Genomic DNA, 23,673 nt, shown 5'->3' with positions numbered 1-23,673 from the left:
GGCAGGACCGCCCGCTCATCCGGAGCGGGCGGTCAGCCTACCAGTGACGCCGTGCCACAGCGCATGCCGTAGACACGCAGGTCCGCCTCGCCGTAGCGAACGCCGACCGCCCCCGTCACCGCACCGATCACCGTATCGAGCAGCGGCGCGACGATCGCCAGTTGTGACCCGACTGCCCTGAGCAGCGGATCCAGAGGGATCGGCAGTCCCAGCACCCGTATCTTCAACTGCAATCTGTCGGTCAGCGATACAGCCGTGCCAGCCAGCGGCGAACTGCTCGACACCGTCCGCGTCCGCCCCGCCGCGATGTCGGATTCGCTGAACCGCAGCGATTGCCACGGCTCGGCCGCACCCACCGAAACCTCCGCCCGGCCATCGACATCAATCAGCAACGTATCGACCAGCCGCGCATCATGCAGCGTGACCGGCGCGGCGAAGTTCGACAGGTTGGTCGCATCGACACTGGCGATCGCCGACGTGGCGGCATTGACCCGCCCCTCCAGCGTCACGCCGCGGCTCGATGCACTGGAACAGTCGATCGCGGTCAGCCGCCCCTCCGCCGCCGCCATTTCGACGAACAGCGGCACCCGGATGCCGACCAGCGTGCCGATGCCGGGCAGGCCCGCGTCAAGCAGGCGCACCTCCAGATAGATCCGCGCCTGCGCCGTCCGCAGAATCGGCGTACCGGTGTCGGTGACGGTCAGCCACGGGGAGCGTTGCATCCGGTCGCCGATCGCGATCGTCAGCCTGGTACTCGCCAGCCCCGCGATACCCGCCCCCAGATCCAGCGCCACCTGTCGCTTGCCCGATGCGATCTGCAACGCGCTGGTCAGGAACGCCATGGTGTCGACCCGCGCCAGCCCCTGACCGCCACTGCTCTGCCGGCCCAGACTGCCCGCGTCGATCAGCGCGTCGAGCGACAGCGACTGGCTGCCGACCTGGACGGACAGTTTGCGCAGGGCCGCCGCCGCCGCGCCCTTGCCATCGGCGTCCAGCACCGACGCCAGCGCCCCCAGGATCTGCGGCGTCGTCACGGTGGCGGCCAGGGTATCGGAATAGGTCGCGGCATCCAGCGACGCCGTGGTGCGCAGCGCGTCGAGATAGCGGAACAGGTCGACATCGACCCCGGCCAGCGCGTTGTAGTCCATGACCGACAACGACACGCTGCTGCCGGTCAACCCGCTCAGCAGCGCGTTGACGATGCCGCCGTCAAGCGAGGCGAGGCGACTGCCGATCGAGAAGCCCGCCAGCCGTTCGCGCGCGGCCACCGCGTTGCGGGCGATCGGGATGCTGGTCTTGCCAAGAATTCGTGCAAAGAAGGTCGGCGCCCGGCTTTCCAGCCGGACCCGCACCGCATCCCGGCCGCTGGACGACGCGGCAAACCGTGCCTCGGGCGCGCGGGCCGGATCGGCGGCATAGGTGCCGGTGGTGGCGATGATGGTGATCGCGTCGGCCCAGCCGGACCCGGTGACGGTGGCCTCCGCCGCCGCCTGCGCGCGGTCCGGATCGGCGGCGGCGGCGAGTGCGGCCGCATCCGCCACGCCCTGCAGGCGGCGGGTGGTCAGCGATGCCGATCCGATGTCGATCGCGAACGCGCCCATCGCGATCAGCAACGGCAGGCCGGCGGCCACCACGATCGACACGTTGCCGTCGCGATTCGGGAACAGCCCCGCGGCCCGGCGGCGCGTCACGAGATGCCACCGGTCCGGACGACCGCCTTCCGTTCGATCACCGGGTCCGGCATCGGTAACAGGCGGGACCGGAAGATCGCGGTATTGCCGGCGTCGTAACGCACCGACACGGTCACGAAGCCGGCACCCTCGGTCGTCGTGGTCGTCACGCGGCTGGCAGTCAGTTCGGGCAGGGTCGCCAGTTCGGCGAGGACGCTGGCGCTGGCGATGGTCCGGCGCTCGGTCGCGTTCAGGCCGCCAAGCGTCGCCCGGACCGCGTCGTTGGCCAGCGCCTGTACGCTGTGCGCCAGCAGGAAATACTGACCGTACAGCAATATCCCGAACAGGATTCCGAGCAGCACCGGCAGCGCGAGCGCAAATTCCACCAGCGACGAACCCCGCCGCGACCGGACCATTGCCGTGAGTTTTGCCACCATCATAAAACCCCTCGCGTCGGTTTTATGCAATCCGGGTTTATGAAAGGTGAATCCCCAATACCTGTTCAGCATTCATTCGATGAACAACCAGTTCTAGTCTTCAATAGACCCCTCTCTTTGCTTTACAAGAAACATTGGTTCATTTTGGTTATTATAATATTTCGACGGAATATCCATTATGGATGCTGTCTCTGCGAGATATTGTTGTGACGGATTGACGGTAGGCGACGACCACCCGCGATGCGCCCGGCGCGCGCTCCACAGGCAAGATCGGCACCGTCATGGGGACCGTTCTCGGGCGGAGATTGCGACGCTGCCACGCCGCGTCGGGGATCGGGCACGCCACGCACGCCGCATCCCGTATCGAAGGACGCTGCCATCGCCGCCGCCTGAGCGGCCGGCAATGGTCCCGAAAAGGTGTTAGAACCGACCCTCGATCGACAGGCGATATCCGCCATTGCCCGCGACGAGTCCGGCCGCCTCCAGTCGCTGCGCGGCCAGTGGATCGGCGGCGGCCAGTGTCAGGTCGGCACGGTAGCGACCATTGCCCTCGATCCGCACCGTAACGCCCTCACCGCCGGCCTGACTGGTCAGCGGCAGCAGCAGGGCGGTGCCGTCACAACGGATCGTGCCGACCAGCGCGGTCGGCACGACGATTCCCGCGACCGACCCGGCCAGCGTCGCGCGCACGCGGCCCTCGGCGCGATCGCACTGGCCGTCACGAAACCGCACCGACACCTGGTCCAGATCCAGCGTCGTGACCGGCACTGGCGCGAACAGCCCGCCGGTCGCGATACTGGCGGTCATGTCCTCCAGCCCGACGCTGTGGCGGCTGACGACCGCGCTGCCGCTGACCGGGGATGCGCCATCGCGCGACAGGACCAGCCGCGCCTCGCCCACCACGAGCGCCAGCGGGGACAGCCGCGCCGACACGTCCCCGATCGTCAGGTCGCCGACCCGCGCCTCGGCCAGTGTCGCGCCCCAGATCGTGCCGGATACGCGGCGCGCGACCAGACCGCTGTCCGCCACGTCGAACCAGCCCAGCACCAGCCGCATCGGCAGGAACACGACGAGCGCGATCGCCAGCATCGCGCCGAACAGCACGCCCGGCCCGGTCCGCAGGCGAAACCGCCTCATGCTGCCCGCGCCTTCAGGGTCAGGCTGACGCCGACCGTCCGGTCGCCATTGTCCTTGATCGCCGCCGAATCGATCAGGATCCCGCCGCGCTCCAGTTGCGCGAGCCAGCCCGACAGCGCCGCCGGCCGCGCCGACTGGATCGTCACCCGCACCCGGTCGGGCGCATCCTGATCGAGACTGGCCAGCGTGAAGCCGGCCGCGTCGGCACGCGCGCGGACCGTGTCGGCCAGCGACCCGGCGAGCGGCGGGGTGCGGCGTTGCTGGATATCGCGCAGCGTCGCCACCGCCGCCCGCGTGCTCCCCAGCCGCTCGACCGCGCCGGCATGGCGCTCGCGCGCGTCGGCCAGCCCGTCGCGCACCGGGCGGACGACCAGACCCCACAGGACCGTCACCGCCGCCAGCGCCAGCATGACCAGGATCAGCCGCCGCTCGCGCAGCGATCGCCCCGCGAACCAGGCCCGCAGCGGCGTCATCGGTTGCGCACCGTGAATTCTCCCGAAACGCGCCCGCCGGCGGACTGGAACACGCCCGCCTGCACGACGAACCCGGCCTGCTCGATCCGCCGTTTCAGGTCGGTCACCACCGCCTCGCGGTCGGCGGCCAGCGTCACGCGCAGTTCTCCGCTCGGCTCGAAATTGAGGGCAGTGACTTCGGTGCCCGGCGTCGCCTCGACCGCGCGGTACAGCGCGGCGGCGGTCGCGCTGAAACCGATGCCGGGGCCACGGACCCGCGACAGCCGTTCGGTCAGCTGGCGGGTGGCGTCGGTCACCGTTTCGCCGCGCGGCAGGCCCTGACGCGCCAGCACGTCGGTCTCCGCCTCGATCGCGTCGGCGGCAAAGCTGTAGCGGGCGATGCGCGCCAGATCGATCGCCAGCGTCAGCGCAAGGATCGCCATTCCCATCACGGCCAGCCGCCGCACCAGCCGCCAGTCGATGCCGATCCGGCGACGCTTCGCGAACAGCCCCTGTCGCAGGTCGATCGGTGCGCGGGCCGCCACCGCCGTCAGTGCCGCGGCCAGATCGTCGCGCGACATCGTCTCGGGTACCACGCCGCCGGTGACCAGCCCGGTCAGCCGTGCCTCGTCGGCGAACCCGCTGCTCGTCCCGCGCACCACGCCCTGCCCGCAAAGATCGGCGCGGACATAGCCCTCGGCGGGTTGCGGCAGCAGCATCGGCGCGGGCACGACCGCGACCGGGTCGACGCCCACACCGCTGAGTTGCAGCATCCACCCCTGCATCGTCGCCAGCGCGACGACGCCGATCGCGCGCTCACCCTCACCCGTTTCGTCACCGACCGCGACGTGCAGTTCGGACACGGGCGCGGCGCTGGCCTCGGCCACGACGATGCGCGCCGCCGCAATCGCCTGCGCTGGCGAGCGGACCGGCAGTTTCGCCCAGTGAAGCGTCACCGCATCGGCCGGCGCGACCGCCACCACCGGCGCATCCAGTGCAGGCACGCCCTCCCCCTCGTCGCCGGGGCCAGCAGCGCCGTGACGAAGCCAGCGGAAACCCGCGTCGTCATGGGGCAGGAACAGGAAAATGGTGTCGGTCACGATGCCTCGCCCCATTGCCGCGAGACGAGCTGCGCGGGAAGCCTTCTTGCGTCGATCAGCGCATTTTCCTGCACCGCGCTGTCGCCCAGGCTGACGTCGATGGTCATTGCAAACCAGGTCGAGGTCGTGATTGTCTGCCGCACGACATCACCGGGCTGCACCGACGCCAGCGCCGGCTGTGCCCAGAAGCGGCCGGCATCGGCATAGCCCTGCTCGGGCCGCGCCAGCAGCGCCTGCCGCGCCATTGCGACGGTCATCGTATCGGGGGCCAGCATCGCCAGCAGCGGGGCCTGTTCGGGCGACAGGGTGTTGATGTTGATCGTGGGCATCTCGGCGAGCGGCAGGGCGCAGATCCATGGCCGCAGCGTGGCGTACAGGTCGGATGTCACCCCGGACACCGCGCGCAGTTCGCTGGGGTCCGCCATCAGCGTACCCGATGTGCGATAGCCGATGGTCTGCGACAGATAACGCGCATCCTCCGCACCGCTCGCCTGCTGGTCCTGATCGCTGTCGATCCAGTCGGCCGCGCCGGCCGCAACCTGTTCGGCAACCTGCGCGGGTACGTCGAGCAACCGCATCAGCCGCGCGAACTGCGCCCGCGCCTCCCCCCGGCTGGCATATTGGCCCGGCGTGTTCGGCACTACCGTCACCAGCGCGTTCAGGTTGAAACAGTTGCCGCCATCGCGCACCCGCGCCACTGCGACGCCGCCGCCGGGCAATGGCAGGCCGAACGGCCGCCCGCTCCATCCGCCGGCCAGCGTGACCCGGTCGGGCGCCTGCCCCAGCAGGTCGTCGACCTTCTTGGTCGCCAGCACCTCCGCCGCCATCGCATAGCTGCGCGCCTGCTCGGTCCCGGCCGCGTTGCCCGCCAGCCGCGTCGACAACCGCAGTTTCTCCAGCGCGCCGGCCGCCAGTACCGCGATCACCGCGACCAGCAGCAACACGGTGAGCAGCGCGGCCCCGCGCTCGCGTTCAGGGGACATCGGGCGCACCCGACGGCGGCAGGACCGGGGCATAGCCGGTGCCGACGAGGAACATCTGGCGGAACTGCGTCCCGTCGGTCCGGATCACCCGCATCTCGACCGCATCGGGCAGCGCGCGCCCGCCCGCCCCGTCCCAGCGATCCGCCCAGGCCCCTTGCTGGCGATACCGCAATGTCACTTGCCGCACGCCACTTAACAGCACCGCCGGCGGCAGCGCGGTCGACCCGTCGACCATCGGCCAGGCCACCCGCTCCAGCCGGTCACCGGCGAAGCGATAGGCGACTTTCTGCAACGTCGATCGCGGGGCGGCGTCGATGTTGCTCCACCCGTCGCGCACCAGCGCCAGCATCGTCGCCGCCGCCGACCCGTTCTCGCCGGTAAATGCCGGGCGCAGGGTGCCGCCCTCGTCCCGCGCCGGCCGGTCGCGCGCCTGCGCCAGATCGGCGGACAGGATCGACACGGTCCGCGTCAGCCCGGCAATGTCATCCAGCTTTTGCCCCGTCACCCCCTGCGCCCGCACGCTGAACGACAGGATCGCAACGCCCGCCGCCGCCAGCATCCCGAAGATCATCAGCGACACCATCACCTCGACCAGCGTGAAGCCGTGTTCGGCGGAGCGCCGAACGGGCGTGAAGCCGTGTTCGGCGGAGCGCCGAACGGGCGTGAAGCCGTGTTCGGCGGAGCGCCGAACGCACTTACTGTTCCCCGGCGAAGGCCGGGGCCCAGCTGCCAAGGTTTCCGTAACGAAGGACAGCCCCAGACCGGCGATGTCTGCCCAACCGGCCCCCGGCCTCCGCCGGGGAACAGTAAGGCGAAAACCCAGGCGATCACGCCTCCCCCCCATCACCGCGCCACCACCGGCCGGTTCGGCCCGCGCACCATCGCCAGCCGCCCCAGCACCGCGCCGCGCGCGTCGGTGACCGCGACGTCGATGCGGACGATCCGAATGTCGCCGGTCGGCGTCACGCTGCGCGTCCAGCGCCATGGCCGACCACCGTTCGCCTCGATCCCGCGCGTCACGCCGGTCGGTGGAGCCTGTGCGCCCGTGACCGCGTCGATCGCGACGTTGCGCGCGACCATCTGTGCCAGGAACGTCGAATCCAGCGTCGCCGCGCCGCGAATCGTCGCGCCCTCCAGCCGGACGAGCGCCATCGCCGCCAGCGCGAACACCGCCAGCGCGACCATGATCTCGATCAGGGTGAAGCCGCGCGTGTCAGCCATCGACGCGCACGCTGCCATCCGCCTCGACATGCACGACGGCTGCGGTGCCCCGGTCGCGCGTGAGGCGCAGGTCGACCGGCGCATCGGCCAGCCCGGTGCTGTCGAAGGTGATCCGCGTCCGCCCGGTCGGATCGACGATGTCCGCGCGCGTGCCCTCCGCCCAGCGCTCGACCCGCAACGGCTTGTCGCTGATCGGCACCCAGACCCGCGCCTGACGCCGGTCGAAGCCATAGCCGCCGGCGGTCACCCAGACGCTGACGGGCCGCCCCTCGACCAGCGCCATGTCATGCGCCGCCCGCGTCCGCGCCGCGAACCGGTACGCCTCGTCCGCCAGCCGCCCGCGCGGATCGGGCATCGCCAGCACCACCGCCGCCGATGCCAGCCCGATGATCGTCACCACGATCATCAGCTCGACCAAAGTGAAGCCGTGTTCAGCTTGCCGCACGTCAGGTCCGGATCCGGCCAATCGGCCGTTCCCCGGCGAAGGCCGGGGCCCAGTTACCAAGGCGTCAGTGGTGAAAGGCCGAGCTTCCTTACAGACGCCGACCCGACTGGACCCCGGCCTTCGCCGGGAAACGACGGGATCGGCCAGCGCCCGGATCGAAGGGTCGGCCGGCCTACTGCCAGTTGCCGATATCGGCATTGATCCCCTCGCCCCCGTCCTTGCCGTCCGCGCCCAGCGTCCAGATGTCGGCGGCCCCGTGCGTGCCGGGCGAGGCATAGAGATACGGCTTGCCCCACGGATCGTTCGGCAGCTTCTTGATATAGCCGCCCGCCTGATAGCGCGACGGATCGGCCAGCCCGGCGGGGGCGGCGGTCAGCGCGGCCAGTCCCTGCGACGTCGTCGGGTAATTGGTGTTCTGCAACTTGTAGAGCTCCAGCCCCTGTTCGATTGTCGCGATGTCGGCCTTCGCCTTTTCGGTCCGCGCGCGGTCGCCCGACGGCAGCACGTTCAGCGCGACGATCGTCGCCAGCAGGCCGATGATGACGATCACCACCATCAGCTCCACAAGCGTGAAGCCGCCCTCTTGACGACGGCGCTTTTTCGGTTCGGTACGCATAGAAACCCTCATTGTCCGGCCAGCGTGTTGAGCTGGAGGATCGGCAGCAGGATGGATAGCACGATGGTGGCGACGATGCCGCCCATCACGACGATGATCGCCGGTTCCAGCAGCGACAGCGCGGTCGCGGTGAACCGGTCGAATTCGCGTTCGAGATAATCGGCGGCACGTTCCAGCATCTCGTCCAGTCGCCCCGCCGCCTCGCCGCTTGCAGCGAGATACGTCAGCAGCGGCGGAAAGACGCCCGCGCGCCGCATCGCCGCCGACAGCGACCCGCCACCCCGGATCGCCTCGACGATCTGGTCGGATGCCAGCCGCAGCCGCCGATTGTGGATCGTGCCGCCGGTCAGGACCAGCCCGTCGAGTAGCGGCAGCCGGCTGGCCACCATCGTGCCCAGGGTCCGCGCCATCCGCGCCGCATGGAGATCACGCAGCAACCGCCCGAGCAGCGGAATCCGCAACAGCCACCCGTCGAAGGAAAGCCGCGCGCCCGGATCCTTCAGCACCCGCCAGCCGATGAACCCGGCCAGCCCGACCGCCAGCAGCATCGCCCACCACCAGCCGACCAACAGGTCCGATACCCAGATCACCATCCGCGTCAGTACCGGCAATTGCTGACCCACCGTGTCGAACTGTTCGACCACCTGCGGCACGACGAACATCATCAGCGCCGCGACGACCCCCAGCGCCACCAGCGCGAGGATCGCCGGATAGGCGAGCGCGGTGATGAGCTTGCCACGAATCTCCGCCTGCCGTTCCAGCAGCGCGGCCAGCCGGTCGAGGATCGTCGGCAGCGTGCCCGAACTCTCGCCCGCCGCGACCATCGCGCGGTATAATGGCGGGAAACTTTTCGGTTCACGCGCCATCGCATCGGCCAGCCGCCGGCCCTCGACCACGCCGGCGTGCACCGTGGTCACGATCGTGCGAATATTGTCCTGCTCGGTCTGCTTGGTGATCGTCCGCAAGGACTCCTCCAGCGGCGAGACGCGGTTGAGCGTCGCGAGCTGGCGGGTGAACAGGGTCAGATGCTTGACCGACATCTTCGGCGTGCCCAGCGTCAGCCCGAACAGCGGCCGGCCCTTTGTCACCGGCGGCGCGCCGGGGTCGATCCGCACGACATACAATCGCCGCGCGTCGAGTGAAGCCCGCGCCGCGTCGATGCTGGCGGCGGCGACGTGGCCGCGCCGCTCCTGCCCCCTGGTGTCGATAGCGACGTAATCGAAATCAGCCATGGGGTAATGCCCACACACCCGTCGCCGTTCCCCGGCGCAGGCCGGGGTCCAGTCGGGAGACCACCAGTAACGAAAGGCCGCCCCGTATCACGCGCGCCTGGCAACTGGACCCCGGCCTTCGCCGGGGAACGCGCCGTCTCGTTCCCCCGCGCAGGCGGGGGTTCAACCCCGGTCTACCCAAGGCGCAACCGTTCGCCCCGACCGACCCCGCCGGCCTGGACCCCCGCCTGCGCGGGGAAACAGGATGGGCCGGATCATACATCCGCAACCACCGGCACCGCCACGTCGGTCGCATCGCGCCTGGACACGCGCACCGCCTCCTCCGGCGTCGTCACCCCGTCCGCCACCAGCACCCGTGCGGCATCGGCCAGCCTTGGCGACGCCCGGAACGCATGGTCGGTGATCGCCGCCTCGTCGCCGCCCTCGTTGATGAGCCGGCGGATCGTTTCGTCGGCGCGAACGCCCTCATACACGCCGACACGCCCGCGAAAGCCGGTCTGGCTGCACGCCTCGCACCCGACCGCCTCGTACACCGTGTCCTCCGAGCCGAAACCGAGCAGCCCGGCGACGGTATCGCCAGCACGCACCGGCCGCCGGCAGTCGGGGCACAGCCGCCGCACCAGCCGCTGGGCGATGACGGCGCGCAGGGTCGAAGCGATCAGGAACGGCTCGACCTTCATGTCGCGCATGCGGGTGATCGCGCCGACCGCGTCGTTGGTGTGGACCGTCGACAGCACCAGATGCCCAGTCAGCGACGCCTGCACCGCGATCTCCGCCGTCTCGCGATCGCGGATTTCGCCGACCATCACCACGTCCGGATCCTGACGCAGGATGGCGCGCAGGCCGGCCGCGAAGGTCAGCCCGACCTTCGCATTCACCTGCGTCTGCCCGACCCCGTCGACCGCATATTCGACCGGATCCTCGACCGTCAGGATATTGCGGCTGCCGTCGTTCAGCAGGCGCAGCGCCGCGTACAACGTGGTCGTCTTGCCCGATCCCGTCGGCCCGGTGACCAGGATGATGCCGTTCGGCTCGCTGAGCGATTCCCGCAGCAGCGCGTACATCCCCGGCGCCATGCCCAGCGCCGCCAGGTCGATCCCGGCATTGTCCTTGTCCAGAATACGCAGCACCACCCGCTCGCCCGCGCGCGCCGGCAGCGTGGACACGCGCACGTCGAGCAGCTTGCCGCCCAGCGTCAGGCCCATCCGGCCGTCCTGCGGCACGCGCCGTTCGGCGATGTCCAGTCGGGCCATCACCTTGATCCGGCTGACCACCACCGGCGCGACATGCGCGGGCATCCTGAGCGTTTCGCGGAGCACGCCGTCGATTCGCATGCGGACGACCAGCCCGCTTTCATACGGCTCGATATGAATGTCCGACACGCCGTTGCGGGCGGCATCGGCGATGATCCCGTTGATGAGGCGGATCGCCGGCGCGTCGTCGGCGGTGTCGAGCAGATCCTCGGCCGTCGGCATGTCGCTCGCCAGCAGGTCCAGATTGTCGCCCATGCCGACCGCCGCCATCGCGGTTGCCTGACCATCCATCGCATAGGTATCCGACAGCATCCGGTCGAACTCCGCCGCCGCCACCACCTCGACATCGAACGGCCGACCCAGATAACGCCGCAACTCCAGCAGCGCCTTGGGGTCCGCCCCGTCGCGCAGGCCGATCGTCAGATGCGTGTCGGCATCCGAATGGCGCACGACCACGCCAAAGGTCCGCGCGAACAGATACGGCACCGCGACCATCGGCAACGCCACCGGCACGGCGTCGACAGTCGGCACGACCAGCGTCTCGTCGCCATGCGACAGCCCCGCGCTTTCCAGCGTCATGCCGGCCAGCGTTTCCTGCTCCAGCTCGGCCCCGGTGCGGACGATCCTGTCCTGGTCGGTCATCGCCGCCCCTTGCGCGGCGGCACCGCCGGCTTGGCCACCGGCACGGCGATGCGCGGATCGTCGATGTTGCCCGGCACCGGGGCGGACGGGATCGGGGCGGCCGCGCCCATGTAATCGCGCACCAGCTGGTCGATCGACGGTTCCTCGCCGCTGTGCTGCAACCCCTGCTGCAACCGCAGATAGCCGTAACGCTGCTCGGTCACCCGCCGCGTATCCTCGGCCGTGCGCAGGATCGTCGGGCGGATGAAGATCATCAGGTTGGTCTTGGTCCGCGACTTCGCCTTGGAGCGGAACAGCGCGCCGATCCCGGGCAGGTCGCCGAGCAACGGGATCTTCTCGATCGTCCGCCGTTCGTTATCGTCGAGCAATCCGGCGATGACCGCGATCTGACCGTCGTCGACGATCGTCGTCGTCTCCGCCTCCCGCTTGTTCAGGATCAGGTCGCTGTTGTCGCTCGACACCGGCCCGGCGATCGAGCTGACCTGCTGGTGGACGAACAGTTTGACCGAGCCGGACGAATTGATCTGCGGCGTCACGTCCAGCTGGATGCCGACATTCTCGCGCTGCACGGTGCGGAATGCGTTGTCGAAGTTCTGGCTGAGCGTCTGACCCGTAGTGATCGGAATCTCCTGACCGACCAGGATATGTGCTTCCTTGTTGTCCAGCGTGGTGATCGACGGCACCTGCAACAGGTTGGACGTCGTGTCGCTTTTCACCGCGTTGATGATCGACCCGAAGATCGCCTGGCTGCCGATCGTCGTCGCCATGCCGCCGAAACCGCCGCCCGCCGACAGGATCGACTGGATCGCCGATTGCGCCAGCGAGTCCCCGGCGGCGCTGTTGGTCGCGGTGACCGTCGTCGTGCCGTTGGTCGTGACCGTCGTCTGCCCCAGCTGGCGCGCGCCGATCGCGCCGGCGATGGTCAGCAGGTTGGGCGCGGAGTTCTGGAACGACGTGCTCAGGAACGGAATACCGCTGCCCGGCAACCCTGCGAGCAGGAACTGCACGCCCAGCCGGCTGGCAGTGGTGTCGGACACTTCGGCGACGATCGCCTCGACCCGCACCTGCGCGCGGCGGGTGTCGAGCTGGCGGATCACGTCGGACAATTGCCGCTGCACTTCGGCGGGTGCCGCAATGACGATCGCGTTGGCACCGGCAAAGCGCGTGATGACCGCCGCCGTCCGTCCGCCCTGCGTCGTGATCGCGGCCTCGCCACTGCCCGACCCGCCGGACGTCGCGGGCTGCGGCGACTGGATCTGCTGCTGCGGCAACGGCACCGACCCGGTGCTCGTGCCGCTGGAATTGTTGCGGCTCTGGCCAAAGGTCGAATTGCGCTGGGTCGGCTGGGTCGGGGTCTGGCCGACCAGTTCCTGCAATACCGGCAGCAATTCCTCGGCGTCGGCATTCTCCAGGAACACGACCTTGATCTCGGTGCCGCTGCGCGCCTTCTGGTCCAGGTCGATCGCGACCTGCGCCAGCCGCGCGACGGCCGACGCCTCCCCGCGCAGTGCAACCGAGTTGGAGCTTTCGACCGCGACCACCGACACGCCGCCACCGGACGAGGCCGTCGCGCCCGCCTGCCCGGCCGGAGCAGCGCCGCCGCCCGACAGGCTTTGCAGCGCGGTCGCGATCTCGCGCGCGCCGGCGTTTTTCAGCGCGACGACCCGCGTGGTCGCACGATCGGTATCGAACTGGCGCACGACTTCGCGGATACGGCGGACGTTATCGGCGAAATCGACGACGACCAGGCTGTTGCCGCCGCGATTGGCCGTCACCGACCCCTGCGCACTGACCAGCGGCCGCACCGTCTCCACCGCCGATGTCGCGTCGACCGATCGCAGGCGGATGATCTCTGTCACATAAGCGTTGCGGTTGGCCCCGGCCGACCCGATCCGGCTCGGTTGGGAGGCCGCATTGTCGACCGGCTGGACCCGGAACGCGCCGCCGGCGGTCGGCACCGCGACCAGCCCGTTGGCGCGCAGGGTCGACAGGAACACCTCGAAATATTCCGAGCGGCTAAGCGGGCGGTCGGTCACCACCGTCACCTTGCCGTTCACCCGCGCGTCGATGATGAACGTCCGGCCCGTCACCTTGGCCGCGTCCGCGATGAACGCACGGATATCGGCGTCGCGGACGTTCAGCGTCGTCTGCGCAGAAACCGGTGTGGCGAGCGCGACAAGGGCGGCCGGGACTAGATACAAAGACTTCATGGTGCAGCGATCGTGATGGCGAGGGGCAGCGTCTGGCCGCCACGCTCGACGGTGATGGGAATATTGCCGCCGCCGGCAAAATCGGCGGAAACGCGTTCGAGATCGTTCGGACCAGTGACAGGGCGGCCGCCGATCGCGGTCACCACATCGCCGTCCTGAAGCCCGGCCTGGCGAAAGGCCGCGCCGGTGCCCGCCGACCGGACGACCAGCCCGCTCAGGCGACCATTGTCGATCCGGGGTATGAAGCCGATCTCGCTTTTCAGCTGGCCGATCGGAATGCCCGCGCCGGCTGCGCCACCGGCGGGTAAACCGCCCGTAACGACCGGTGCCGCGCCAGTGCCGCCCGACTGATCGAGGAACAGATCCTCGTCCACCCCGCCACGGTCGATGACGACATGGTCGAACGCCACGGCCTTCAACCGGACGCCGGGCAGGATTTCATCACCGACCGACCAGCTGTTCTGCACCTTGTCCGGCCCGGCGATGATCGCGGAACCACGCCCCATCGCCTCGTCGATGCGGATGCCGAACAATTGCAGTTGCAGGGTGGTGACGACCGAAGGACCCGCCTGTCCGGCCAGCCGGAAGAACGGATCGAACCCCGACAGGATCTCGACCGGCGTACCCGACAGCGCCGGCGCGGCCGGCCGCCAGTCGCCCAGCGGACCAACCGGTGTGGCGATCGCCCAGAGCAGCCGCGCGGCCTGCGTCGCCAACCCGGCCAGCAGCACGAGTTCGGCGAACGAATAGATATTGATGACGGGCAGCCGCCGTACCATCCGGCGTGCTCGCGCGTCGACTTTCAAGCGCATCAAACTGGACCCCGACCCGGCATTCGCCCTACGCATCGCAGGTTACAGTTGTGCGTCAATGGTGTGCAACAGGCCTGTCATCTTCGGGTCATAGCGATTGGGGCCATGCCGATGTCGAATCCTCCGCCTTCCGCCCCCTTTCTGGCCGGCGGCCTTGATGCCGCGGCGGTCGAAACGCGCATCCTCGGCTATCGCGCGGTACAGCGCGTGCCGAGTCCCAAACTGACGCTGTTCGTCCGCCGTGACTTCCTGTCGCCGGGGCTGTGCACCGCGCTGATCGAACGGATAGACCGGGTGCGGCGGCCATCGACCATCGCCGATTCGAACGGCGACCCGACCTATCGCACCAGCGAGACCGGCGATCTGAACGCCGCCGACCCGGTGGTCATCGACACCGAAACGCTCCTCGCCGCGCTGACCGGGCTGGACCCGGCGTACGGCGAACCGCTTCAGGGCCAGCGTTATGCGGTCGGTCAGGAATTCAAAGGCCACACCGATTATTTCGAGCCGAAGGGTCTGGATTACTGGGATCACTGCAAGATTCCCGGCAATCGCACCTGGACCGTCATGGTCTATCTGAACCAGCCCGAGGCCGGCGGCGCGACCCGGTTCAAGGCGATCGACAAGATCATCCAGCCGGAGGTTGGAAAAGTCGTTGCCTGGAACAACCGACGGCCCGACGGATCGCTGAACCCGGCGACGATCCACCACGGCATGAAAGTCCGCGCGGGCGTGAAATACGTGATTACAAAATGGTATCGCGAACGGCCGTGGAGTTAGGCGGACGAGGTTGTTGTCCGCACGGTTCCGCCTACCGACCTGATCAGATCACGCCCGCATCCAAAAAACTTCCGTCATTGCGAGCGTAGCGACGCAATCCAGGGCCACAGGCAAGACGTCCTGGATTGCTTCGCTACGCTCGCAACGACGGATTGTATCGTCAGAACTGAACGCTCGCCCCCAGCGTGAACACCCGGCCCAGCTTGTACCGGTTGATATCCACCTGCGCGCCGTTGTCGAACGTCTGGAACTCGCGGTAGCCGGTGCCGGTCAGGTTGCGCGCCTCGAACTTCACCTCGATCGTCTTGTCGAGGACGTAGATCCCCTGCCGCGCCACCACGTCGAAACGGATGCCGGGATGCTCGATCAGGTCGGGCAGGCGGACGCCGCCCGATGCCGCCACCGGTCCACGCGTCGTCACGCGGTCGCTGGCATAGTTGAACAGCAAGGTCAGCTGCGACAGCGACTTCTTGTCCTCGATCCCCAACTGGAGATTGACCAGATGGTCCGACTGCCCGGTCAGCGGGGCACCGTCGCGGAACAGCACGTTGGCCGGGCGCAGCGTGACCGCCGTTCCCGACTGGAACGGGCTGGCGATCAGCTCGTCGGCCGCGCTGATCTTCGACTTGGTGTAGGTATAGTTCGCCACCAGCACGAGGCGACGGCTGTCGAAGAACGGGCTGCCGATCCAGTCGAGCGGCACATACTTCTGGCTCTCGAACTCGCCACCGTACAACGTCGCCTTCGGCGCATTGGCGAAACCGGTCTGCAACGTGTCGGTGCCGGCCGGGAAGAAGCCGACCGCCTCGATCGGGTTGTCGATCCGCTTGTAGAAGCCGGCGAAGCTCAGCCGCTGCTCCTTGCCGAAATACCATTCATACCGCGCCTCGGCATTGTACAACTGCGAATCCTGCAGCGCCGCGTTGCCGAAGAACAGGCGATCGCTCTCGAAATCCTGGTACAGCTGGGGCGCAAGCTCGCGGAACTGCGGGCGGGCGATCGTCTTGGACAGGTGGAACCGCGCCTGCATGTCGGCCGCAAAATTGTACGTCACCGTCACGGCGGGCAGGAAATAGTCGCGCGACAGGTTGGTGGCCAGCGCGTTGCCCGATGGCTGCACCCGCTCGTCGGCCGTCTCGTACCGGACGCCGACCGTCGCGCGCAGCCCGTCGGCGATCTCGCCCTCGACCTGGCCGTATGCGCCATGCACCTTCAGGCTGGCGTCATAGGCGGCCGCGCCCTGCCCCGTCGACGTGTTGCGCAGGTAAATACCGTTGGTCAGCACCGTGAAGTCCGACGTCAGGTAATCCGGCCGCTGCTGCGCGTAGATATCCGGCACCGGGCCGTTGTTCGCGTTCTGATACTGGAAGGTATAGCGGCTCGATGTACGGCTGGTGTCGGTATAGGCATAGCCGACCGACAGCGCGAAGGGCCGGTCGAACGGCACGTTCCACGTCAGGTTCGCCTGCCCCGACCAGAGATTTTCCTCCAGCTCGCTGAACGCGATCGACGCACCCTGCAACCCGCTGAGGTTGTTGGTATAATCCTTGAACGTGTCGTTGTACTGATAGGTGAAGCTGCGCTCGTACGGCGAATCGCGGCGCGTGTTGGCATAGGATCCGCGCGCGTCGAACGCGAAGTCGCCGATCTTGAATTCACCGGTCAGCTGGCTGTCGATCAGCTGGCGCTCAAAGAATGACGTGTTCTGGATGATGAACGGCTGGATGCCGCCCGGCAGCACGCCGATGTTCGCGGTAGACCCTGCGGCCAGACGCCCCTGCTTCACCGTGTCGTGGACATACAGGTTGGTGAAGCGGATCTTGTTCTCGCCGAACTCCGCGCCGAAGCCGAGCAGGCCGTTCACGATCGCCCGGTTGTCGGTCAGCACGGTGCGGAAGTCGCGCGTCAGGATGCCGCCGACGTCGTCGCTGACCTGCTGCGTCGCGTCGCGCGTGCGCCAGGTGTTGCTGAGGCCCGCCGACGCGATCACGCCAAGCCGGGTCGAGCCGACATCGACCGATGTGCCGAAGCTGCCGTCATAGGAGAAATTGGCCGGCAGCTGGTTGTTGCGCTGGAGCAGCGTCGTCGGCGCGTTCGACAGGCCGGTGATCTGCGCCGATGTCGGCGACGTTCCATTGATGCCGGCATCCTTGATGAAGCCGGGCACGGTCCGCTCGCCATCGTCGAACCCGGTCCAGTCGCTGCGGCTGCCATAATAGGTATAGCCAAGCTCGCTGGTCGTCACCGTGTCCGCGCCGACCGAGCCGCCGATTTGCAGGAACGTCTTTTCCGGCACCGCCTTGGTCGTCAGGTTGATGACGCCGCCGCCGAACTCGCCGGGATAATTGACCGAATAGCTCTTCTGCACCAGCGCCGACGCGACGACGTTGGTCGGGAAGATGTCGAGCGGCACGACGCGACGCAGCGGTTCGGGCGACGGCAGCGGCGACCCGTTCAGAAGCGACGAGGAATAGCGATCGCCAAGACCCCGGACATAGACGAAGCCGTTGCCGACCACCGACAGGCCGGTGACGCGGCTGAGCGCGCCGGCGATGTCGCCCTCACCCGTCCGTGCGATATCGGCCGACGACAGGACGCTGATGACCTCCGGCGTCGAGCGGACGACGCTGGGAATATTGCGGCCGACGACGACGATCTCCTCGGTATCCGCGCCGCCCGGCGTGGAGACGTCGACCTGCTCCTGCGCCTGTTCGGCCTGCGCCTGCGGGGCGGCGGGCGTGCCGGCGGCGGGGGCCGCCACCGATCCGGCCGGAGCGGACGTGCTCTGGGCCAGCGCATGGGCGGGCACCAGGGTCGTCGTCGCAAGAAGGACGGTGACGAGAACGGATTTTTTCATGGAGGCCCCCGGGCAGCGCGAACAGATATCTGGAAAAACGACGCGCAGGGGTGGCCGGCGACCGGCCACCCCTGCGCCGCCGGTCGTTACGAGGTGACGGTCGTGCAGGCGCGGCTGGTGGTGCCGAAGGTCGCGCGGTTGGAATTGCAGGTCCAACCCTGGAACGACGTGTCGCTGGCCCCGCTGATCGCACCGACGAACCCGGTCTGGACCAGGAAGGCGGTGCCCGACGGGTTCAGCGTCGCGGCGTTGAACGGCGTCGTCGTGGTGGCGACACCGGCGGGGTAGAAGGTGTTGCTGAGCAAACCGGTCGCGCTTTCGACATTGTTCGTGCCGGCGGTGAAGACCGCGCGCTGCTCGGCGCTGGTCACGGTGATGCCGTTGACCGTCGTTTCAGAATAGGGCGTCGCGCAGCCGAACAGAACCGAATTGAACAGCGGCGGCCCCTGATCGTCCAGCGCCGAATTGGCGGCGCGGATCGTGGTCTTGCCGCTGGCATCGGCACCCGCGACGATGTTCAGGCAGGCGGTCGGGCCAGTGACGATGCCGTTGACCATGCGGACGTCCGCACCACCGCGGATGCGGATTGCGGCGTTCGTTGCCGCCGTCGTCGAGACGAAGGTGAAGTTGGCGAGCGTATAGCGCTGGCGCGGTAGCGCATCCTCGTTGCCGTTCGAGTCGATCTCGGTCGAGTAATTGTCGGTCTGGGTGTTGGTCGGCTTCTGGATCGCCAGCACGAACTGTGCGAAGCCCTGCCAGCCCACATCGGTATCCAGGCCGTCATCGTCCGCACCGGTGAACGCCAGGTAGCGCAGGTTGGTGCGACCGCCGAAAATCTCGATGCCGTCGTCCGAACTGTTGTGGATCTGGATGTGGTCGACCGTCGTACCCGACCCGGTGCCGCCCATGGTCAGGCCCTGCAGTTCGTTGTTCGGGCTGATGACCGTGCCCGAATAGCGGATCTGGACGTAGCGGATGGTGCCGCTGTTGTCGGTCGGCGTCGCGCCGCCGTACAGCGCGTTCGACGTGCCCTCGACCACGTTCTCGCAGGTGGCCGATCCGCCGGCGACCGTCGTGTTGCAGTTGCTGACCGGCGCGCGCCCGGCCAGGATGATGCCGCCCCACAGGCCCTGGGATTCGTCCGTCAATGGTGCGCCCGCTGACGTACGCCCCGTTATGTTGGCGTCTGCGGTGAACACGATCGGCAGCGTCTCGGTACCCTCGGCAACCAGACGCGATCCGCGGTTCACGACCAGGAAGTCGTTGTCGCTGTTGGTGGTGTTGGCATAGACCAGCACGCCCGGCGCGACGGTCAGCGTGGCCGACACGCCGCCGGGTGCGGTTCCGGCCCCGCCGACATCGACGCCGACGTCGACACGGCCGTTGATTTCGTAAGCGACGCCGGTCGCGCGCGGCAGCGTCAGCGCCGACGTGATGAGCGACGGGATGCGGCACGAACGGAACGCGCCGATGACGCCAACGTCGGTGGTGCCGGTCGGGCACGACGCGGCGGGCGTTCCGGCGGTCGGCGTGGGGGTGCCGGTCGGCGTCGGCGTCGGGGCTGGTGTCGTCGGCACGACGATCACGCCATCACCGGGCGATGCGACGCTGTCTGCGCCGCCGCAGCCGGCCAGGCTCAGGGCGGCGGTGCTGGTCAGCAGAACAAGGCTGATGCGCTTGAAACTCGGCATGCGGAAAACTCCCGGTCGAATCGAACTGTCGCGGACGATCGACCCAAGGCTTCCCCCCTTGCCGATCCCATGCCGGCCCTAGGTGACGCAGATGACGGTTGGATGCCGTTTCGATGACGGAACGACGACGGCGAGATGACGATTTTGTGACGCCGGCGCCGGATGTCGCGCAGCATCCCGACGCCCCTGTCCTGTGCCCCCCCCCCCCCGTGCCCCCGTGACCGCGCTGACGATGGATCAGCCAGGCAGGCGGTCAGTGGTACGGTTTTCGACGAATGGAATGAGACCAATTATGGGCCAGAGGCGCTACTGCGTTACTATATTGTCAACCGTTATCGGTTAAAGTATACCAACCTTACTTATTCTGTACTCTGTGCAAACGATTGGATTCTGATGGAGCGTGATCGGCAGGTCCTGCAGCTGTTGAACGAGGCAAGTGATATTCTGGAATCGCAGGGCGATTTCCTGGTCGTAGCGCAATTGTCCCAGCCGATCGCGACGCTTGAGGCGCGCCTTGAAACCGCCTCGGCTCACACCCCCGCGATCAATGGAGATCCTGCGCGTGCAGAACGCGCTGTGAATCGATAACCGCCTGCAACGCCGATCGCATCATCGCCCTGCCCTCCCTGGCAAGGCGGATGTCGCCACCGCGATCGGCCGGTATTTCCATCAGACCATGCCCCAGCCCGACGTCGATCCAGCGGTCCGCCACCGTGCCGGACACGGTGGTCGCAGCGCAAAGCTGTGCGCGCGACAGCCGAAACCCCGTCGCCATGAACAGCGCCAGCATCATGTCCAGCACGGGATCGTGGACCAGGTCGATCGGTATCGCCGGCGACAGCGCACGACGCGCGACGATCATGCACCGGGCGGCGTGTCGCAAATCCTGGTCATCGTCAGGACACCCATCGCGTGACACCGGTTTCGTCCAGAGTTCCAGCCGCTCCGTACGCTTCATGACGTTCCCCCGTCCGCACCCGTGACATGCTATTCACTTGACATGGCAACGCTATGCCCGGTCGAGACCAAAAGCAACCGGCCTCCGGTGGTTGTTACAGCATCGCAACGAGATCAGGCGGTCGTTGTCCACCGGGACAACAAAAACAAAACCCTCCCGCGACACGACGCCGCGGGAGGGTTCTGAAACATGGTGGGCGCGGCTGGGATTGAACCAGCGACCCCACCCGTGTGAAGGGTGTGCTCTACCACTGAGCTACGCGCCCGAAACTCGGGAAGGCGGCCTTTAGGCGCAGGGTGGACGCTTGTCCAGCCCCCAACCGGCCGCTGCCATCAGTTGACCGAATCCTTCAGGCCCTTGCCGGCCTTGAACTTCGGCTGGGTCGACGCCTTGATCGTCATCGGCTCACCGGTGCGCGGGTTGCGACCGGTCGACGCCTTGCGCTTCGACACCGAAAACGTGCCGAACCCCACCAGGCGCACTTCGTCGCCCTTCTTCAACGCGGCGGAGATGGCGTCGAACACGGCCTCGACCGCCTTGACCGCATCCCCCTTGCCAAGGCCCGACGTGTCGGCGACCGTCGAGATCAGCTCCTGCTTGTTCATTCGCGTATTCCCCACTGAAATTCAGATGCGTCGCGGTTCCGGAAACCGCGGACGCGCATGTGCCGATAATGCGGCGGGAGGGCGCAGTGTCAAACGAAACCGCGCCCGTCCAGTCCTTCCCGGCGTACCGACCGGCTTTATACGATCAATGGTGCCGTTCGACGCCCGCCGGTGCGATCGGGGCCGGCGGCAGGGCCGCCAGTTCGTCGGCATCGGTCCAGTCGATCGCCTCCAGCGGCTCGGTCAGCGCCAGCCGCAGCACTTCATCGACATGCGCGACCGGGATGATCGTCAGCCCGGCCTTGATGTTGGCCGGAATCTCGGCCAGATCCTTTTCATTGTCCTTCGGGATCAGCACCGTCTCGATCCCGCCGCGCAGCGCCGCCAGCAGCTTTTCCTTCAGACCGCCGATCGGCAGCACGCGACCGCGCAGCGTCACCTCGCCGGTCATCGCCACCTCGCGCCGCACCGGAATACCGGTCATCGTCGACACGATCGACGTGACGATCCCGACACCCGCCGACGGCCCGTCCTTGGGCACCGCGCCCTCGGGCAGATGGATGTGGATGTCCTTGCGCGCGAACAGGCTCGGCTTGATGCCATAGGACGGCGCGCGCGCCTTCACGAAGCTGAACGCGGTTTCGATCGACTCCTTCATCACGTCGCCCAGCTGGCCGGTCAGTTTGGCCGCGCCCTTGCCCGACACGGTCACGCTCTCGATCGTCAGCAACTCGCCGCCGACCTCGGTCCAGGCGAGGCCCGTCACCGCGCCGATCTGATGCTCGGTTTCCGACAGGCCGTGGCGGTATTTCTGCACGCCCGCGAACTCGGACAGGTTCTCCGGCGTGATCTCGACGCTGGCCGCCTTGCCCTCCAGGATCCGGCGCAGCGCCTTGCGGCACAATTTGGCGATCTCGCGCTCCAGCGTCCGCACACCCGCCTCGCGCGTGTACATCTGGATCAGCGCGCGCAGACCCGGCTGGGTGAGCACGAACTCGCCCTTCTTCAGGCCATGCGCGTCGATCTGCTTTTCGATCAGATGCCGCTCGGCGATCTCGACCTTCTCGTCCTCGGTATAGCCCTCAAGCCGGATGATCTCCATCCGGTCGAGCAAAGCCTGCGGCAGGTTCAGCGTGTTCGCGGTGCACACGAACATGATGTCCGACAGGTCGATGTCGATTTCCAGATAATGGTCCTGGAACTTGCCGTTCTGTTCGGGGTCGAGCACCTCCAGCAGCGCCGATGCCGGATCGCCGCGGAAATCCTGGCCCAGCTTGTCGATCTCGTCGAGCAGGAACAATGGGTTCGACGTACCAGCCTTCTTCAGGTTCGTGACGATCTTGCCCGGCAGCGAGCCGATATAGGTCCGCCGATGCCCGCGAATCTCCGCCTCGTCGCGCACGCCGCCCAGCGACTGGCGAATGAATTCGCGTCCGCATGCCTTGGCGATCGACTTGCCAAGACTCGTCTTGCCGACGCCCGGTGGTCCGACGAGGCACAGGATCGGCCCTTTGAGCTTGTTGGTGCGCGCCTGCACGCCGAGATATTCGACGATCCGGTCCTTCACCTTTTCCAGCGCGTAATGATCCTCGTCGAGCACCGCCTGTGCCGCCGCGATATCCTTCTTCAGCTTGGACTTCTTGCCCCAGGGCAGCCCCAGCAGCACATCGAGGTAATTGCGCACGACGGTCGCCTCGGCGCTCATCGGCGCCATGGTCTTCATCTTCTTGAGTTCGGCGGTCGCCTTGGTCCGGGCTTCCTTCGACAGCTTCATCGTCGCGATTTTCTGGGTCAGCTCGGCGATCTCGTCGCCCTCGCCTTCCTCGCCCTCGTTGCCGAGTTCGCGCTGGATCGCCTTCAGCTGCTCGTTCAGATAATATTCGCGCTGGGTCTTCTCCATCTGGCGCTTGACCCGGCTCTTGATCTTCTTCTCGACCTGAAGAACGCCGAGTTCGCCCTCCATCAGCGCGAACGCCATTTCCAGCCGCTTGACCGGATTGGCCTGCATCAGCAGCGACTGCTTTTCGGCGACCTTGACCTGTACGTTCGCCATCACCGCGTCGGACAGCTTGGCCGCCTCGACGATCTCGGATAGCTGCACCGCCGTCTCGCTTGGCAGCTTGCGGTTCAGCTTCGCATAATTCTCGAACTGGTCGACGACGCTGCGCATCAGCGCCTGCACCTCCGGCCCCTCGACGACCTCGTCCTCGACCGGGGCGATCGTCGCGGTCAGATACTCGCCCTCCTCGGTCAGCACCTCCAGCGTGGCGCGCGCCTTGCCCTCGACCAGCACGCGCACGGTGCCGTCGGGCAGCTTCAGCAATTGCAGGACGGTCGCGGTGACGCCCATCGAATACAGGTCGTCGCGCGCGGGGTCGTCCTCCGCCGGGTCAAGCTGGGCGACGAGGAAAATCTCCTTGTCGGCCGCCATCGCCGCTTCCAGCGCGGCCACGGAACGGTCGCGTCCGACGAACAGCGGCACGATCATGTGCGGGAACACGACGATGTCGCGCAGCGGAAGGACAGGGTAGGTCTGGGTCATGCAAGCTCCGACTGGGTGCATACGGCGCAC

General features: G+C 67.6%; 20 protein-coding genes and 1 tRNA gene. 1 reads left to right on the top strand and 20 read right to left on the bottom strand.

The window, feature by feature from the left end:
* Nucleotides 1–32 precede the first annotated feature (32 nt).
* The 14 genes from ASE75_RS11535 to ASE75_RS11470 form a co-directional block, all read right to left on the bottom strand.
* On the bottom strand, nt 33–1,691 hold the full coding sequence (locus ASE75_RS11535; protein ID WP_055933648.1) for a pilus assembly protein TadG-related protein: 1,659 nt from the start codon (nt 1,689–1,691) through the stop codon (nt 33–35).
* A complete protein-coding gene (locus ASE75_RS11530) occupies nt 1,688–2,107 on the bottom strand; it encodes a TadE/TadG family type IV pilus assembly protein (RefSeq protein WP_162233730.1) in 420 nt (139 codons plus the stop codon). The genes ASE75_RS11535 and ASE75_RS11530 overlap by 4 nt, the downstream gene beginning before the upstream one ends.
* 420 nt (nt 2,108–2,527) lie before the next feature.
* Nucleotides 2,528–3,244: a type II secretion system protein N gene (gene gspN, locus ASE75_RS11525; RefSeq protein ID WP_055933642.1), complete on the bottom strand. Its 717-nt coding sequence runs from the start codon at nt 3,242–3,244 to the stop codon at nt 2,528–2,530.
* Nucleotides 3,241–3,717 carry a type II secretion system protein GspM gene (gene gspM, locus ASE75_RS11520; protein ID WP_055933639.1) on the bottom strand — a complete coding sequence of 159 codons (477 nt, stop codon included), beginning with the start codon at nt 3,715–3,717 and terminating at the stop codon, nt 3,241–3,243. Before gspM ends, gspN begins: the two co-directional genes overlap by 4 nt.
* Complete coding sequence (gene gspL, locus ASE75_RS11515) at nt 3,714–4,796, bottom strand: type II secretion system protein GspL (RefSeq protein ID WP_055933901.1); 1,083 nt, start codon at nt 4,794–4,796, stop codon at nt 3,714–3,716. Before gspL ends, gspM begins: the two co-directional genes overlap by 4 nt.
* Nucleotides 4,793–5,779 carry a type II secretion system minor pseudopilin GspK gene (gene gspK / locus ASE75_RS11510; RefSeq protein WP_055933636.1) on the bottom strand — a complete coding sequence of 329 codons (987 nt, stop codon included), beginning with the start codon at nt 5,777–5,779 and terminating at the stop codon, nt 4,793–4,795. The genes gspL and gspK overlap by 4 nt, the downstream gene beginning before the upstream one ends.
* Nucleotides 5,769–6,512, bottom strand: a complete 744-nt coding sequence (gene gspJ, locus ASE75_RS11505) for a type II secretion system minor pseudopilin GspJ (RefSeq protein WP_235512690.1) — start codon at nt 6,510–6,512, stop codon at nt 5,769–5,771. The genes gspK and gspJ overlap by 11 nt, the downstream gene beginning before the upstream one ends.
* A 110-nt stretch (nt 6,513–6,622) precedes the next feature.
* Complete coding sequence (gene gspI / locus ASE75_RS11500; RefSeq protein ID WP_055933630.1) at nt 6,623–7,000, bottom strand: type II secretion system minor pseudopilin GspI; 378 nt, start codon at nt 6,998–7,000, stop codon at nt 6,623–6,625.
* Nucleotides 6,993–7,445 (bottom strand): GspH/FimT family pseudopilin, encoded by a 453-nt coding sequence (locus tag ASE75_RS15945; protein WP_268796043.1) that lies wholly within the window; start codon nt 7,443–7,445, stop codon nt 6,993–6,995. The genes gspI and ASE75_RS15945 overlap by 8 nt, the downstream gene beginning before the upstream one ends.
* Nucleotides 7,446–7,617: 172 nt before the next feature.
* Nucleotides 7,618–8,061, bottom strand: a complete 444-nt coding sequence (gene gspG / locus ASE75_RS11490; protein ID WP_082463941.1) for a type II secretion system major pseudopilin GspG — start codon at nt 8,059–8,061, stop codon at nt 7,618–7,620.
* An 8-nt stretch (nt 8,062–8,069) separates the two neighbouring features.
* On the bottom strand, nt 8,070–9,293 hold the full coding sequence (gspF, locus tag ASE75_RS11485) for a type II secretion system inner membrane protein GspF (RefSeq protein WP_055933627.1): 1,224 nt from the start codon (nt 9,291–9,293) through the stop codon (nt 8,070–8,072).
* 254 nt (nt 9,294–9,547) lie between these two features.
* Nucleotides 9,548–11,041, bottom strand: coding sequence for a type II secretion system ATPase GspE (gene gspE / locus ASE75_RS11480; protein WP_200922363.1), 1,494 nt, complete (start codon nt 11,039–11,041; stop codon nt 9,548–9,550).
* A gap of 143 nt (nt 11,042–11,184) precedes the next feature.
* Nucleotides 11,185–13,398, bottom strand: a complete 2,214-nt coding sequence (gene gspD / locus ASE75_RS11475; protein WP_055933624.1) for a type II secretion system secretin GspD — start codon at nt 13,396–13,398, stop codon at nt 11,185–11,187.
* Nucleotides 13,395–14,177, bottom strand: a complete 783-nt coding sequence (locus ASE75_RS11470; protein WP_327196316.1) for a type II secretion system protein N — start codon at nt 14,175–14,177, stop codon at nt 13,395–13,397. The genes gspD and ASE75_RS11470 overlap by 4 nt, the downstream gene beginning before the upstream one ends.
* A gap of 138 nt (nt 14,178–14,315) precedes the next feature.
* On the opposite strand from ASE75_RS11470, the gene ASE75_RS11465 reads away from it, so the two are divergent.
* On the top strand, nt 14,316–14,990 hold the full coding sequence (locus tag ASE75_RS11465; protein WP_082463940.1) for a prolyl hydroxylase family protein: 675 nt from the start codon (nt 14,316–14,318) through the stop codon (nt 14,988–14,990).
* A gap of 160 nt (nt 14,991–15,150) precedes the next feature.
* Here the strand turns inward: ASE75_RS11465 and ASE75_RS11460 are convergent, their stop codons facing one another.
* From ASE75_RS11460 to lon, 6 genes are all read right to left on the bottom strand, one after another.
* Nucleotides 15,151–17,847, bottom strand: a complete 2,697-nt coding sequence (locus ASE75_RS11460) for a TonB-dependent receptor domain-containing protein (protein WP_055933619.1) — start codon at nt 17,845–17,847, stop codon at nt 15,151–15,153.
* A gap of 86 nt (nt 17,848–17,933) precedes the next feature.
* On the bottom strand, nt 17,934–19,538 hold the full coding sequence (locus ASE75_RS11455; RefSeq protein ID WP_055933616.1) for a hypothetical protein: 1,605 nt from the start codon (nt 19,536–19,538) through the stop codon (nt 17,934–17,936).
* 544 nt (nt 19,539–20,082) lie between these two features.
* Nucleotides 20,083–20,496, bottom strand: coding sequence for a hypothetical protein (locus ASE75_RS11450; protein WP_162233729.1), 414 nt, complete (start codon nt 20,494–20,496; stop codon nt 20,083–20,085).
* A gap of 190 nt (nt 20,497–20,686) precedes the next feature.
* Nucleotides 20,687–20,761, bottom strand: a tRNA-Val gene (locus ASE75_RS11445).
* A gap of 67 nt (nt 20,762–20,828) precedes the next feature.
* Nucleotides 20,829–21,101, bottom strand: a complete 273-nt coding sequence (locus ASE75_RS11440) for an HU family DNA-binding protein (RefSeq protein WP_055933610.1) — start codon at nt 21,099–21,101, stop codon at nt 20,829–20,831.
* Between the two features lie 145 nt (nt 21,102–21,246).
* Nucleotides 21,247–23,643, bottom strand: coding sequence for an endopeptidase La (gene lon / locus ASE75_RS11435; protein ID WP_055933608.1), 2,397 nt, complete (start codon nt 23,641–23,643; stop codon nt 21,247–21,249).
* Nucleotides 23,644–23,673: the final 30 nt, after the last annotated feature.

Origin of the sequence: Sphingomonas sp. Leaf17, from assembly GCF_001421505.1 — a bacterium.
Taxonomy (GTDB): domain Bacteria; phylum Pseudomonadota; class Alphaproteobacteria; order Sphingomonadales; family Sphingomonadaceae; genus Sphingomonas.
This window is presented reverse-complemented; position numbering and strand designations above follow the sequence as displayed.